14 protein-coding genes are annotated in these 12491 nt (G+C 71.8%); 13 read left to right on the top strand and 1 reads right to left on the bottom strand.

Going from position 1 to position 12491, the window contains the following annotated elements; genetic code table 11:
- Positions 1-90 precede the first annotated feature (90 nt).
- The 8 genes from lepB to ASC60_RS36095 all read left to right on the top strand — a co-directional run bounded on the left by lepB (position 91) and on the right by ASC60_RS36095 (position 6691).
- Positions 91-846: a signal peptidase I gene (gene lepB, locus ASC60_RS36060; protein ID WP_055557944.1), complete on the top strand. Its 756-nt coding sequence runs from the start codon at positions 91-93 to the stop codon at positions 844-846.
- Positions 839-1357, top strand: a complete 519-nt coding sequence (locus ASC60_RS36065; protein WP_055557945.1) for an NUDIX hydrolase — start codon at positions 839-841, stop codon at positions 1355-1357. Before lepB ends, ASC60_RS36065 begins: the two co-directional genes overlap by 8 nt.
- Before the next feature lie 39 nt (positions 1358-1396).
- Positions 1397-1705 carry a DUF2469 domain-containing protein gene (locus ASC60_RS36070; protein WP_009714730.1) on the top strand — a complete coding sequence of 103 codons (309 nt, stop codon included), beginning with the start codon at positions 1397-1399 and terminating at the stop codon, positions 1703-1705.
- A 144-nt stretch (positions 1706-1849) separates the two neighbouring features.
- Complete coding sequence (locus ASC60_RS36075; RefSeq protein WP_055557946.1) at positions 1850-2209, top strand: YraN family protein; 360 nt, start codon at positions 1850-1852, stop codon at positions 2207-2209.
- The gene (locus tag ASC60_RS36080; protein ID WP_055557947.1) at positions 2210-3832 is read left to right on the top strand and encodes a YifB family Mg chelatase-like AAA ATPase; all 1623 of its coding nucleotides are present in this window, start codon (positions 2210-2212) and stop codon (positions 3830-3832) included.
- On the top strand, positions 3832-5085 hold the full coding sequence (dprA, locus tag ASC60_RS36085) for a DNA-processing protein DprA (RefSeq protein ID WP_370593006.1): 1254 nt from the start codon (positions 3832-3834) through the stop codon (positions 5083-5085). The genes ASC60_RS36080 and dprA overlap by 1 nt, the downstream gene beginning before the upstream one ends.
- A 129-nt stretch (positions 5086-5214) precedes the next feature.
- A complete protein-coding gene (gene whiG / locus ASC60_RS36090) occupies positions 5215-6048 on the top strand; it encodes an RNA polymerase sigma factor WhiG (protein ID WP_055557948.1) in 834 nt (277 codons plus the stop codon).
- A 103-nt stretch (positions 6049-6151) separates the two neighbouring features.
- Complete coding sequence (locus tag ASC60_RS36095; RefSeq protein WP_055557957.1) at positions 6152-6691, top strand: TetR/AcrR family transcriptional regulator; 540 nt, start codon at positions 6152-6154, stop codon at positions 6689-6691.
- Here ASC60_RS36095 and ASC60_RS44275 read toward each other — a convergent pair.
- A complete protein-coding gene (locus tag ASC60_RS44275) occupies positions 6645-7514 on the bottom strand; it encodes a M23 family metallopeptidase (RefSeq protein ID WP_107097255.1) in 870 nt (289 codons plus the stop codon). The genes ASC60_RS36095 and ASC60_RS44275 overlap by 47 nt on opposite strands.
- A 315-nt stretch (positions 7515-7829) precedes the next feature.
- Between ASC60_RS44275 and rpsB the strand changes: the two genes are divergently transcribed.
- The 5 genes from rpsB to ASC60_RS36125 all read left to right on the top strand — a co-directional run bounded on the left by rpsB (position 7830) and on the right by ASC60_RS36125 (position 12450).
- Positions 7830-8747: a 30S ribosomal protein S2 gene (gene rpsB, locus ASC60_RS36105; protein ID WP_055557949.1), complete on the top strand. Its 918-nt coding sequence runs from the start codon at positions 7830-7832 to the stop codon at positions 8745-8747.
- Between the two features lie 98 nt (positions 8748-8845).
- On the top strand, positions 8846-9682 hold the full coding sequence (tsf, locus tag ASC60_RS36110) for a translation elongation factor Ts (protein ID WP_055557950.1): 837 nt from the start codon (positions 8846-8848) through the stop codon (positions 9680-9682).
- A 151-nt stretch (positions 9683-9833) separates the two neighbouring features.
- Entirely contained in the window at positions 9834-10613 is a 780-nt protein-coding gene (gene pyrH / locus ASC60_RS36115; RefSeq protein WP_055557951.1) for a UMP kinase, read from the top strand.
- Positions 10614-10717: 104 nt separating this feature from the next.
- Positions 10718-11275 carry a ribosome recycling factor gene (frr, locus tag ASC60_RS36120; RefSeq protein WP_009714720.1) on the top strand — a complete coding sequence of 186 codons (558 nt, stop codon included), beginning with the start codon at positions 10718-10720 and terminating at the stop codon, positions 11273-11275.
- Positions 11275-12450 carry a phosphatidate cytidylyltransferase gene (locus ASC60_RS36125; RefSeq protein ID WP_079038852.1) on the top strand — a complete coding sequence of 392 codons (1176 nt, stop codon included), beginning with the start codon at positions 11275-11277 and terminating at the stop codon, positions 12448-12450. Before frr ends, ASC60_RS36125 begins: the two co-directional genes overlap by 1 nt.
- The last annotated feature ends 41 nt before the right edge of the window (positions 12451-12491 follow it).

The raw sequence follows: 12491 nt of genomic DNA on the forward strand, positions 1-12491 counted from the left end.
GCCCCGTACCGCGGGTAAGGTGCGATCTCGTGCCACAGGGCATGCGGAATTTGACCTTCTATGTCTGCGGGACACGGCGGGAGCACTGGAATGAGCGATGCCCGAGGGGCGGGGGGCAGCAGGCTGGGCGCCGTGCTGTCCGGGCTGGCGGTGGCCGTCGGCAGTGTGCTGTTCCTGGGCGGCTTCGCCTGGGGCGCGGTGCTCTACAAGCCGTACAGCGTCCCGACCGATTCGATGTCGCCGACCATCGGCAAGGGCCACCGGGTGCTCGCGGAGCGCATCGACGGGGATGAGGTGCGCCGCGGCGATGTGGTCGTCTTCCAGGACGAGGTCTGGGGCGCTCTGCCGATGGTGAAGCGGGTCATCGGGGTCGGCGGCGACAAGGTCGTCTGCTGCGACAAGCAGAACCGCATCACCGTGGACGGCAAGACACTCGAAGAACCGTATCTTCAGGCCAAGGAACCGGCCTCGATGACCCGGTTCACCACCACGGTGCCCAAGGGGAGCCTGTTCCTCATGGGTGACCACCGCAGTGACTCCCTCGACTCCCGGACGCACCTCACCGACAGCAGCCGTGGAGCCGTGCCCACGGGCGCCGTGACGGCCCGGGTGGACGCCACCGCCTGGCCCCTGGGGTCCTTCGGCATGATGGGGCGCCCGGAGGTGTTCAAGGAACTGCCGGGCGGCGTCTCGCAGCCCGGCCCGCTCCGGCTCGTATTGGTCTCGGTCCTGACCGGCGCCGTGCTCATCCTGGGAGGTGCGGCCCACGGGCCGGTCGCGCGCCGGATGGGAGGCGGCACCGCGCGGCGGGACGAGACGCGGGAGAAGGTGGCGGCCAGTGGCTGACGGGGCCGGCGAGACCGGCACGGACGCGGCGCCGCTGCGGAAGGTCGCCCGGGTGGTCCTGCTCGACCCGCGGGACCGGATCCTTCTGCTGCACGGCTTCGAACCGGACAACCCCTCGCTGACCTGGTGGTTCACCCCGGGCGGCGGGCTGGAGGGCGACGAGAGCCGCGAGCAGGCCGCCCTGCGCGAGCTGGCGGAGGAGACCGGTATCACCGAGGTCCGGCTCGGCCCGCTGATGTGGCGGCGCACCTGCTCGTTCCCGTTCTTCGGCCGTCGCTGGGACCAGGACGAGTGGTATTACCTGGCCCGTACGGAGCAGACCACGACGCGCCCGGAGGGGCTGACGGAGCTGGAGCGGCGCAGCGTGGCGGGGCTGCGCTGGTGGACCGTGGAGGAGCTGGCCGGGGCGGCCGAGCCGGTGTACCCGACCCGGCTCGTGGAACTGTTGCGTACGCTGCTCGACGAGGGACCGCCCAGTACGCCGGTGATCCTGGAGACTGAGCGCGTCTGACGCACAATGGGGGGACGCACGGCTGAAGGGGAACATGCCATGAGCGCCGAGGACCTCGAGAAGTACGAGACCGAGATGGAGCTGAAGCTCTACCGGGAGTACCGCGATGTCGTCGGTCTGTTCAAATATGTGATCGAGACCGAGCGCCGCTTCTATCTCACCAACGACTACGAGATGCAGGTGCACTCCGTCCAGGGTGAGGTCTTCTTCGAGGTGTCGATGGCGGACGCCTGGGTCTGGGACATGTACCGACCGGCGCGGTTCGTCAAGCAGGTACGCGTACTGACGTTCAAGGACGTGAATATCGAGGAGCTGAACAAGAGCGACCTCGACCTTCCGGGAGGCTGACCTGCCGGTCCTCCGGTCCTCCGGGGCTGACTCACTCTTCCGGGTGGCCGGATTGTCCACCGGCGCCGGTTCGTCCACAGAAATCCACCAAGATCCCTGAATTCGGGGCGGGCGCGTCACAGTCGGTGCCGGAGGTGGTGCCGAATGAACGCCCGGGGAGCACTGGGCCGCTACGGCGAGGATCTGGCGGCGCGCCGGCTGGCCGAGGCCGGGATGACCGTCCTGGAGCGCAATTGGCGGTGCCGGGACGGCGAGATCGACATTGTCGCGCTGGATGCCGGGGCGCTGGTCGTCTGCGAGGTCAAGACGCGTCGCGCGGAGGGTTACGAACCGCCGGCGGCGGCGGTCAGGCCCGGCAAGGCCGACCGGCTGCGAAGGCTCGCCGAGCGCTGGCTGGAGCGGCACGGCGGGCCGCCACCGGGAGGCGTGCGGATCGATCTGGTGGGCGTGGTGCTGCCCCGGCGCGGCGCGCCCGTGGTCGAGCATCTGCGGGGGGTGGCCTGAATGGGGTTCGCCCGCACCTGTTCGGTCGCGCTGGTCGGGGTCGAGGGCGTGGTGGTCGAGGTCCAGGCCGACCTGGAGCCCGGTGTGGCCGCCTTCACCCTCGTCGGCCTCCCCGACAAATCCCTGGTCGAAAGCCGGGACCGGGTCCGCGCCGCCGTGGTCAACTCCGATGCCGCCTGGCCCCAGAAGAAGCTCACCGTCGGGCTCAGCCCGGCCTCCGTCCCCAAGGGCGGCAGCGGCTTCGACCTCGCCGTGGCCTGCGCCGTGCTCGGCGCCGCCGAGCGCGTCGACCCACGGGAGATCGCCGATCTGATGATGATCGGGGAGCTGGGCCTGGACGGCCGGGTCCGGCCCGTGCGCGGGGTGCTGCCCGCCGTGCTCGCGGCGGCCGAGGCCGGATACCGGCAGGTCGTCGTCCCCGAGCAGACCGCGGCCGAGGCGTCCCTGGTCCCGGGCGTCTCGGTGCTCGGCGTGCGGAGCCTGCGCCAGCTGATCGCGGTCCTCACCGACGAACCGCTGCCCGAGGAGGACGAGCCGCTGGAGGCCGGGCGGCCCGATCCGATGCTGGCGGGGCTCACCATGCCCGGCGCGGGCATGGGCACCGGGGTGGCCGCGCTCCCCGGCGCCGGGGTGGGGCGGCCCGATCTGGCCGAGGTCGCCGGGCAGCGTGCCGCGCGCACCGCGCTGGAGGTCGCCGCCGCCGGGGGCCACCATCTGTTCCTCATCGGGCCGCCGGGCGCCGGGAAGACCATGCTGGCCGAGCGGCTGCCCGGGCTGCTGCCGCCGCTCACCCAGCAGGAGGCGCTGGAGGTCACCGCCGTCCACTCGGTGGCCGGGGTGCTGCCACCGGGCCAGCCCCTGGTGGATAAGCCCCCGTACTGCGCGCCGCACCATTCGGCGACCATGGCCGCCCTGGTCGGCGGGGGAAACGGGCTGCCGCGGCCGGGCGCGGTCTCCCTCGCCCACCGGGGGCTGCTCTTCCTGGACGAGGCGCCCGAGTTCAGCGGCCGGGCGCTGGACGCCCTGCGCCAGCCCCTGGAATCCGGCCATGTGGTGGTCGCCCGCTCCGCGGGCATGATGCGCATGCCCGCGCGCTTCCTCCTCATGCTGGCCGCCAACCCCTGCCCCTGCGGGCGCCACGGGCTGCTGGGAGACGGCTGCGAATGCTCGCCCTCGACGGTCCGCCGCTACCAGTCGCGGCTCTCCGGCCCGCTGCTGGACCGGGTCGACCTGCGCGTCCACGTCGAGTCGGTGAGCCGGGCCGAGCTGACCGGGGCGGGCGGCCCGGCGGAGAGCACGGCCGCGGTCGCGGCCCGGGTGCGCGAGGCGAGGGAGCGGGCCGCCGCGCGCCTCGCGGACACCCCCTGGCGGCTGAACAGCGAGGTGCCGGGCCATGAGCTGCGCACCCGCTGGCAGGCCTGTCCCGGGGCGCTCCGCGAGGCCGAGCGGGACATGGAGCGCGGGCTGCTCACCGCCCGCGGCCTGGACCGGGTGCTGCGGGTCGCCTGGACCGTCGCCGATCTCGCCGGGCACGACCGGCCACTGGCGCCGGACGTCGCCCGGGCGCTCCAGCTGCGCACCGGAGTGACCCGCGGGGTGCCCGCCGGCGCGGGGGAGTACTGATGGCCGCCGGCCCGGCGGGGATCCCCGCCACGGCGCCCGGGATGCCGCCCGCCGGGGACCCCGGGCCCGGCGTGAACGGTGAGGAGCGGCTCGCCCGCGCGGCCCTCACCCGGCTCGTGGAGCCCGGCGACGAGACGGTGGGGCGCTGGCTGCGGCGGCTGGGGCCGGTGGCCTTGTGGCGGGCGCTCACCGGTGAGGCCCCGCCGCCGCATGGGGCGAGCCCACAGCGGCTGGCCGGATGCGCGCTGCGGGCCGCCGGGCTCGACCCCGCGGCCGACCTCGACCTGATCGCCGCCCGTGGCGGGCGGTTCGTCTGCCCCGGGGACATGGAGTGGCCCGGTCAGCTCGACGACCTCGGGGACGCCCGCCCGGTCGGCTTATGGGTGCGGGGCCCCGCGTCGCTGCGCATGTGGGCGCTGCGCTCGGTCGCGGTCGTCGGGGCGCGCGCCTGCAGCGACTACGGCGCGCATGTCGCGGCGACGATGGGTGCCGGGCTCACCGAGCGGGGCTGGGTGGTGGTCTCCGGAGCGGCCCAGGGCGTGGACGGCGCGGCGCACCGCGGGGCGCTCGCCGCGGGCGGGGCCACCGTCGCCGTGCTCGCCTGCGGGGTGGACACCCCCTATCCGCGGGGGCACGCCGAGTTGATCGAGCGCATCGCGGAACAGGGTCTGGTACTGGCCGAGTTGCCGCCCGGAGCGCATCCCACCCGCGGCCGCTTCGTGCTGCGCAACCGGGTCATCGCCGCGCTCACCCGCGGCACGGTCGTCATCGAGGCCGAATACCGCAGCGGGTCGCTGGTCACCGCGCGCCGGGCACAACAGCTCGGCCGGTCCACCATGGGAGTGCCCGGCCCGGTCACCAGCGGGCTTTCCGCGGGGGTCCACGAACTGCTGCGCGGCGAGGCCGTGCTGGTCACCGACGCCGACGAAGTCGTCGAGCTGATCGGCGGCATCGGGGAGCTCGCCCCTGTCCGGGAAGGGCCCCTCGTCGAGCGGGACCTGCTCCATCCCGTGACGGCACGGGTGCTGGAAGCGTTGTCGGCACAGGGCGGCAACGACGGACGCGAGGTGGCCAGGGATTCCGGGACGAGCTGTGAAGAGGCCGTGAGCCGCCTCTATGAACTGCTCGCCCTGGGTTTCGTCGAACGCCATGGCGACCGCTGGCAGTTGGCGCCGCCCGCGCGCCGGAGTGACGGCACACGGCGAGGCGATCCCCCAAATCGGGGCAATCGGGTGAAAGGGTTGAGGCGATGACCGTATCCGCGCACCGTCGAGCCACTGCCCTTCGCATACCGCGACGTCGCAGTCACGCTACGCTCACAAGGTTTCCGGTGGAAGCGTACGTCCTCACCCATGTCATGGCAGAACGGCTCAAGGCGACGAATGCCCCAGCACATCTCCGGGTCTGACCGCGCGGCGCCGCCCGCTGCCCGCGGCGTGGTGCGCCCCGCGGCACCGTCCTCGCTGGACGAGCTGTGGCGGTCGTACAAAGCCACGGGCGACGGGCGGCTGCGGGAGCAGCTGATCCTGCACTACTCGCCCCTGGTGAAATACGTCGCCGGGCGGGTCAGTGTCGGGCTGCCCTCCAACGTCGAGCAGGCCGACTTCGTCTCGTCCGGGGTCTTCGGACTCATCGACGCCATCGAGAAGTTCGACCCCGAGCGCGCCATCAAGTTCGAGACCTACGCCATCACCCGCATCCGCGGGGCGATGATCGACGAGCTGAGGGCGCTGGACTGGATCCCGCGTTCGGTCCGTCAGAAGGCCAGGGCGGTCGAGCGGGCGTACGCCACGCTGGAGGCGGCGCTGCGGCGCACCCCCACTGAGGTCGAGGTCGCCGCCGAGATGGACATCAGCGTCGACGAACTGCACGGGGTCTTCAGCCAGTTGTCGCTCGCCAACGTGGTCGCCCTGGAAGAGCTGCTGCACGTGGGCGGCGAGGGCGGCGACAGGCTCAGCCTCATGGACACCCTGGAGGACACCGCCGCGGACAACCCGGTCGAGGTGGCCGAGGACCGGGAGCTGCGCAGGCTGCTCGCCCGGGCCATCAACACCCTTCCGGAGCGGGAGAAGACCGTGGTCACGCTCTACTACTACGAGGGGCTCACCCTGGCCGAGATCGGCCAGGTCCTCGGGGTCACCGAGAGCCGGGTCAGCCAGATCCACACCAAGTCCGTGCTCCAGCTGCGCGCCAAACTCGCCGACGTCGGACGCTGAATCGTCCCACCGGGATCACCGTCACGGTGACGTCGTCGTGACGTCTCCGTAGAGTGGTGACGTGCCCAGGATTCGAGCGGCCTCAGTGGCCGAGCACCGGACGATGCAGCGCGGCGCCCTGCTGGAGGCCGCCCGCTCCTTGCTGTCCGAGGGCGGTACGGAGGCGCTGACCTTCCCCGCACTCGCCGAGCGCACGGGCCTCGCCCGCTCGTCCGTCTATGAGTACTTCCGCTCCCGCGCGGCCGTGGTCGAGGAGCTGTGCGCCGTGGACTTCCCGGTCTGGGCCGCCGAGGTCGAGGCCGCCATGGAGGAGGCCGGTACGCCCGAGGCGAAGGTCGAGGCCTATGTGCGCCGCCAGCTCGCCCTCGTCGGGGACCGCCGCCACCGTGCCGTGGTGGCGATCTCGGCCGGCGAGCTGGACGCGGGCGCGCGGGAGAAGATCCGCGCCGCTCACGGCGGGCTGATCTGCATGGTGGTCGATGCCCTCGGCGCGCTCGGCCATCAGCAGCCCCGGCTCGCCGCGGTGCTGCTGCAGGGCGTGGTGGACGCCGCGGTCCGCCGCATCGAGCTGGGGGCCGCAGAGGACCCCGAGCACATCACGGAGGCGGCGGTCGCCATGGCCCTGGGCGGCGTACGGGGCTGATCCCGAGCCCGCCCCGCCGCTCCGGCCCCTCCACCCGGCGGTGGTTCCGGCGAACCCGGCGACCACCCGGGCGCGCCCCCGGGCCGGCTGCGGGTGCGGCGCGTCCGGCCCGCCACTCGGCTCGGTCGCGGAGGCGACGCCCGGCCCAGGCGGCCGCGGCCGCCAGGGCCAGGGGTGCCACCAGGCCCGACGCGCCGGTGGACGAGGCGGTGGCCGCCAGGCGGAGCCGCGCCCCGGCCACCGGCGGTGAAGCAGCCGCCGGCCCCTGGGCGGCGGGCGGCACGCCGAAGACCGGCAGCAGCCGGGACGGCCCGCCCCGCAGCATCGACGACGGCAGCAGCGACAGCGGATCCAGGTAGCGGTCCCCGCGCCGCAGCCCCCAGTGCAGACAACCGGACGGGCAGTGGAACGGCCCCGCCTCCATCACCCCGACCACCTGCCCCGCCGTCACCCGCGCGCCCCTGGCCACCGTGGCCCGCACCGGCTCGTAGGACGTCCGCAGTGGGGGAGCGCCGGTCCCGGACAGCTCGATGGTGAGCACCCCGCGCCCCGCGACCGGGCCCGCGAAGCTCACCCGCCCCGCGGCCGCCGCCCGCACCCGCTGACCCGCGCCCGCCGCCAGATCGACCCCGCGGTGACCCGCCGCCCACGGCGCGGGCGGCGGCCGCCACGCCCTCAGCACCGAGGGCCGTGGCGCCCCCTCCACTCCGGCCACCGGCCACGACCGGCCGTCCGGGCCCGGCGCGGCCACCGCGGCCGGGACCAGGACCGGAAACGTCAGGAAGCACAGGGCAAGAACCCACATCGCACCAAGCCGTCGCATGTCATCCACGGTGACGCCAATCCGCGCATCCGGAGGATCATGGACGCGAACTGGGGACTACCCACGGGTTGTGGATATCGCCGTCACCCGGCACCGCACGGGTCCCGTACACTTCTTATGGCGATCCGGGTCACCGGATCGACTTCGCACGCCCCGCCGCCCGCGCCCCGAGCACGTATCGGCAGCGCGGCGGCCGCGCCCCTCGGTCCTCGGACGAGCCCCTGACAGGGCCCTCGTTCGTGGCAGGCGCGCCGGGGCGTCAGGAGCGGCGGCCGCCCGGCCGCCGTGGAACCGAGTACCTCGAGGAGTACGGCCATGGCCGTCGTCACGATGCGGGAGCTGCTGGAGAGCGGCGTCCACTTCGGGCACCAGACCCGCCGCTGGAACCCGAAGATGAAGCGCTTCATCTTCACCGAGCGCAACGGCATCTACATCATCGACCTGCTCCAGTCGCTGTCGTACATCGACCGCGCCTACGAGTTCGTCAAGGAGACCGTCGCCCACGGCGGCTCCATCATGTTCGTCGGCACGAAGAAGCAGGCGCAGGAGGCGATCGCCGAGCAGGCGACCCGCGTCGGTATGCCGTATGTCAACCAGCGCTGGCTGGGCGGCATGCTGACCAACTTCTCGACTGTCTACAAGCGCCTGCAGCGCCTGAAGGAGCTCGAGCAGATCGACTTCGAGGATGTGGCCGCCTCCGGCCTCACCAAGAAGGAGCTCCTGGTCCTCTCCCGCGAGAAGGCCAAGCTGGAGAAGACCCTCGGCGGTATCCGCGAGATGCAGAAGGTGCCGAGCGCCGTCTGGATCGTGGACACCAAGAAGGAGCACATCGCCGTCGGTGAGGCGCGCAAGCTCCGCATCCCGGTGGTCGCGATCCTCGACACCAACTGCGACCCCGACGAGGTCGACTACAAGATCCCGGGCAACGACGACGCGATCCGCTCCGTCACGCTGCTCACCCGGGTGATCGCCGACGCCGTCGCCGAGGGCCTCATCGCCCGCTCCGGCGTCGCCACCGGCGACGAGAAGGCCGACAAGGGTGCGGGCGAGCCGCTGGCCGAGTGGGAGCGCGACCTGCTCGAGGGCGAGAAGAAGGCCGACGAGTCCGAGGCCAAGCCGGCTGAGGCCGCCGCCGACGCCGCTGCCGAGAAGCCGGCCGAGGCCGCTGCCGACAAGCCCGCCGAGGCCGCCAAGCCCGCCGAGGCCCCGGTCGCGGACGCCGAGCAGGCCTGACCACTCAGACGGTGTACAACGGCGGGGGACGGTGCGATGGCGCCGCCCCCGTCGTTCACCCGTAGAGCTTTCGACTTTCGAGAAGAGATTCACAGATCATGGCGAACTTCACCGCCGCTGACGTCAAGAAGCTCCGCGAGCTCACCGGCGCCGGCATGATGGACTGCAAGAAGGCGCTGGACGAGGCCGAGGGCGGCGTCGACAAGGCCGTCGAGATCCTCCGCGTCAAGGGCCAGAAGGGCGTGGCCAAGCGCGAGAGCCGCAGCGCCGAGAACGGTGCCGTCGTCTCCCTCATCGCCGACGACAACACCTCCGGTGTGCTGGTCGAGCTGAAGTGCGAGACCGACTTCGTGGCCAAGGGCGACAAGTTCATCGCCGTCGCCGACGCCATCGCCGCCCACGTCGCCAAGACCGTTCCGGCCGACCTGGAGGCCCTGCTCGCCTCCGAGATCGAGGCCGGCAAGACCGTCCAGGCGTTCGTGGACGAGGCCAACGCGACCCTCGGCGAGAAGATCGTCCTCGACCGTTTCGCGCAGTTCTCCGGCGGCTACGTCGCCGCGTACATGCACCGCACCAGCCCGGACCTGCCGCCGCAGGTCGGCGTCCTGGTCGAGCTGGACAAGGAGAACGCCGAGGTCGCCAAGGACGTCGCGCAGCACGTCGCGGCCTTCGCGCCGAAGTTCCTGAGCCGTGACGAGATCCCGGCCGAGACGGTCGAGAACGAGCGTCGCGTCGCCGAGGCCACCGCTCGCGAGGAGGGCAAGCCCGAGGCCGCCCTGCCGAAGATCGTCGAAGGTCGCGTCACCGGCTTCTTCAAGGAGAACGTCCTGGTGGACCAGGCGTTCGCCAAGGACAACAAGAAGAGCGTCCAGAAGGTCCTGGACGAGGCCGGCGTCTCCCTGACCCGCTTCGCCCGTTTCCGCGTCGGCGTCTGAGCCGAGCAGCGAAACACCGGCGACACCGATAGGGTCGTAGGCAGCCAACCGTCAACCGGTCGGCCGCAGATGTGACGAGGAGGCCATTGCCGCAGAGGTCGTACCAGGACCCGGCAGTGGCCTTCTTCGTATGTGCACGAGGAGATCTCCAATGAATCACGGCGCGGACGCCAAACAGGCCGCCGACAAGAACGCGGACGGTCCAGTACGACACGGCCGTTTCCTGCTGAAGCTGTCCGGCGAGGCGTTCGCCGGGGGCGGGGGACTCGGGGTCGACCCCGATGTCGTGCACGCCATCGCCCGCGAGGTCGCCGCCGTGGTGCGGGACGGCGCCGAGATCGCCATCGTGATCGGTGGCGGCAACTTCTTCCGCGGGGCGGAGCTGCAGCAGCGCGGCATGGACCGGGCGCGGTCGGACTACATGGGCATGCTCGGCACCGTCATGAACTGCCTCGCCCTCCAGGACTTCCTGGAGAAGGAGGGCATCGACTCCCGCGTCCAGACCGCCATCACCATGGGCCAGGTCGCGGAGCCGTACATTCCGCTGCGCGCGGTGCGCCATCTGGAGAAGGGGCGCGTGGTGATCTTCGGTGCGGGCATGGGCATGCCGTACTTCTCCACGGACACCACCGCCGCCCAGCGTGCCCTGGAGATCGACGCCGAGGCGCTGCTCATGGGTAAGAACGGGGTGGACGGGGTCTACGACTCCGACCCCAAGCGGAACCCGGACGCGGTCAAGTTCGACGCTCTGGAATACGGCGAGGTGATCACCCGGGACCTCAAGGTCGCCGACGCCACCGCGATCACCCTCTGCCGGGACAACAAGCTGCCGATCCTGGTTTTCGAGCTGACCGCCGAAGGAAATATCGCGCGCGCGGTGAAGGGTGAGAAGATCGGCACGCTCGTGAGTGACCAGGACTCACGGGCCTGACGGCTCGTTCGGGGGATGGACAACGGCCTGCCGGTCGGACACCGTGCAGGAGAAGACGCACGCAGGGGCGAGGCTCTGCTTACGGATAACACCAGGAGCAAGTGGTGATCGAAGAAATCCTCCTCGAGGCCGAGGAGAAGATGGAGAAGGCCGTTGTGGTCGCCAAGGAGGACTTCGCGGCGATCCGCACCGGGCGTGCGCATCCGGCCATGTTCAACAAGATCGTGGCGGACTACTACGGTGCGCTGACGCCGATCAACCAGCTCGCGTCGTTCTCGGTGCCCGAGCCGCGCATGGCCGTGATCACCCCGTTCGACAAGAGCGCGCTGCGCAACATCGAGCAGGCGATCCGCGACTCGGACCTGGGCGTCAACCCCAGCAACGACGGCAACATCATCCGAGTGGTGTTCCCCGAGCTGACCGAGCAGCGCCGCAAGGAGTTCATCAAGGTCGCCAAGGGCAAGGGCGAGGACGCGAAGATCTCGATCCGCAGCATCCGGCGCAAGGCCAAGGAGTCGATCGACAAGCTGATCAAGGACGGCGAGGTCGGCGAGGACGAGGGCCGGCGTGCGGAGAAGGAGCTCGACGACCTCACCGCGAAGTACGTCGCGCAGGTGGATGAGCTGCTCAAGCACAAGGAAGCCGAGCTGCTCGAGGTCTGATGAACGACTCTTCCTGGGGGGCCCCACCACGCGCCGGACTCTGGGGACCGACTGATCAGGGCACCTCCCCCGGCTACGGCTGGGAGGTGCCCCCTTCTTCGGCGGGTCCCGCGCACGAGGTGGCCGAAGCGGCGCAGACTCGCCCCATGCCCACCGTGCCGCACGCCGGCGGCGACCCCGGCGACGCCGCCGGCCGTGACCGGGGGGCCGCCCGGCCGGGCGGCCCCTTGTTCCGCGATGAGCAGGAGCCGCGGCCCGGACCCCGGCAGCCCCCCGGGCAGCCGCCGGCATCCCCCGTTTCCGGCCCCGAGTCCGCGGGCGGCGCGCCCGGCGGTAGCGGCGATCAGGGTGCGAAGAAGAAGAGCGCGGGCCGCGATCTGCGGGCCGCGATAGGGGTGGGCGTCGGCCTTGGCGTGATCATCATCGCCTCGCTCTTCATCTACAAGCCGGTGTTCATCGGCGTGATAGCGGTCGCCGTGGTCGTCGGGCTGTGGGAGCTGACCTCCCGGCTGGCCGAGCGGAAGGACATCCGGGTCCCCCTGGTGCCGCTTGCTGTCGGTGGCGTCGCCATGGTCGTCGCGGGCTATGTGCGCGGGGCGCAGGGCGCATGGGTGGCGGTGTCGCTCACGGCGCTCGCCGTGCTCGTGTGGCGGATGACCGAGCCACCCGACAACTACCTCAGAGATGTCACCGCGGGCGTCTTCGCCGCCTTCTACGTGCCGTTCCTCGCCACCTTCGTGGCGCTCATACTGGCCGCGCCCGACGGCGCGCAGCGGGTGCTGACCTTCCTGCTGCTGACGGTGGTCAGCGACACCGGCGCGTACGCGGTCGGCTGGCGCTTCGGCAAGCATCCGCTCGCGCCCCGCATCAGCCCCGGCAAGACCCGCGAGGGGCTGCTGGGCGCGGTGGCGTTCGCGATGGTCGTGGGGGCGCTGTGCATGCAGTACCTCATCGAGGACGGCGTGTGGTGGCAGGGGCTGCTGCTCGGCCTGGCCGTGGCGGTCAGCGCGACCCTGGGGGACCTCGGCGAGTCCATGATCAAGCGTGACCTCGGCATCAAGGACATGGGCAAGCTGCTGCCCGGCCACGGCGGGATCATGGACCGGCTCGACTCGCTGCTGCCCACCGCCCCCGTGGTGTGGCTGCTGTTCGTGATCTTCGTGGGCGGCGGCTGACCCCGTACGGCATCGCTGCCGCTCAAGGCCCCGCACCGCCC

This window comes from Streptomyces sp. NBRC 110028 (genome assembly GCF_001417735.1).
Taxonomy (GTDB): domain Bacteria; phylum Actinomycetota; class Actinomycetes; order Streptomycetales; family Streptomycetaceae; genus Streptomyces.

Bases quoted from the DNA above. Each gene is read 5' to 3' on its own strand.
- lepB (WP_055557944.1), top strand. From the start codon at position 91: ATGAGCGATGCCCGAGGGGCGGGGGGCAGCAGGCTGGGCGCCGTGCTG.
- ASC60_RS36070 (WP_009714730.1), top strand. From the start codon at position 1,397: ATGAGCGCCGAGGACCTCGAGAAGTACGAGACCGAGATGGAGCTGAAG.
- ASC60_RS36075 (WP_055557946.1), top strand. From the start codon at position 1,850: ATGAACGCCCGGGGAGCACTGGGCCGCTACGGCGAGGATCTGGCGGCG.
- ASC60_RS36080 (WP_055557947.1), top strand. From the start codon at position 2,210: ATGGGGTTCGCCCGCACCTGTTCGGTCGCGCTGGTCGGGGTCGAGGGC.
- dprA (WP_370593006.1), top strand. From the start codon at position 3,832: ATGGCCGCCGGCCCGGCGGGGATCCCCGCCACGGCGCCCGGGATGCCG.
- whiG (WP_055557948.1), top strand. From the start codon at position 5,215: ATGCCCCAGCACATCTCCGGGTCTGACCGCGCGGCGCCGCCCGCTGCC.
- ASC60_RS36095 (WP_055557957.1), top strand. From the start codon at position 6,152: ATGCAGCGCGGCGCCCTGCTGGAGGCCGCCCGCTCCTTGCTGTCCGAG.
- ASC60_RS44275 (WP_107097255.1), bottom strand. From the start codon at position 7,514: ATGCGACGGCTTGGTGCGATGTGGGTTCTTGCCCTGTGCTTCCTGACG.
- rpsB (WP_055557949.1), top strand. From the start codon at position 7,830: ATGGCCGTCGTCACGATGCGGGAGCTGCTGGAGAGCGGCGTCCACTTC.
- tsf (WP_055557950.1), top strand. From the start codon at position 8,846: ATGGCGAACTTCACCGCCGCTGACGTCAAGAAGCTCCGCGAGCTCACC.
- pyrH (WP_055557951.1), top strand. From the start codon at position 9,834: ATGAATCACGGCGCGGACGCCAAACAGGCCGCCGACAAGAACGCGGAC.
- ASC60_RS36125 (WP_079038852.1), top strand. From the start codon at position 11,275: ATGAACGACTCTTCCTGGGGGGCCCCACCACGCGCCGGACTCTGGGGA.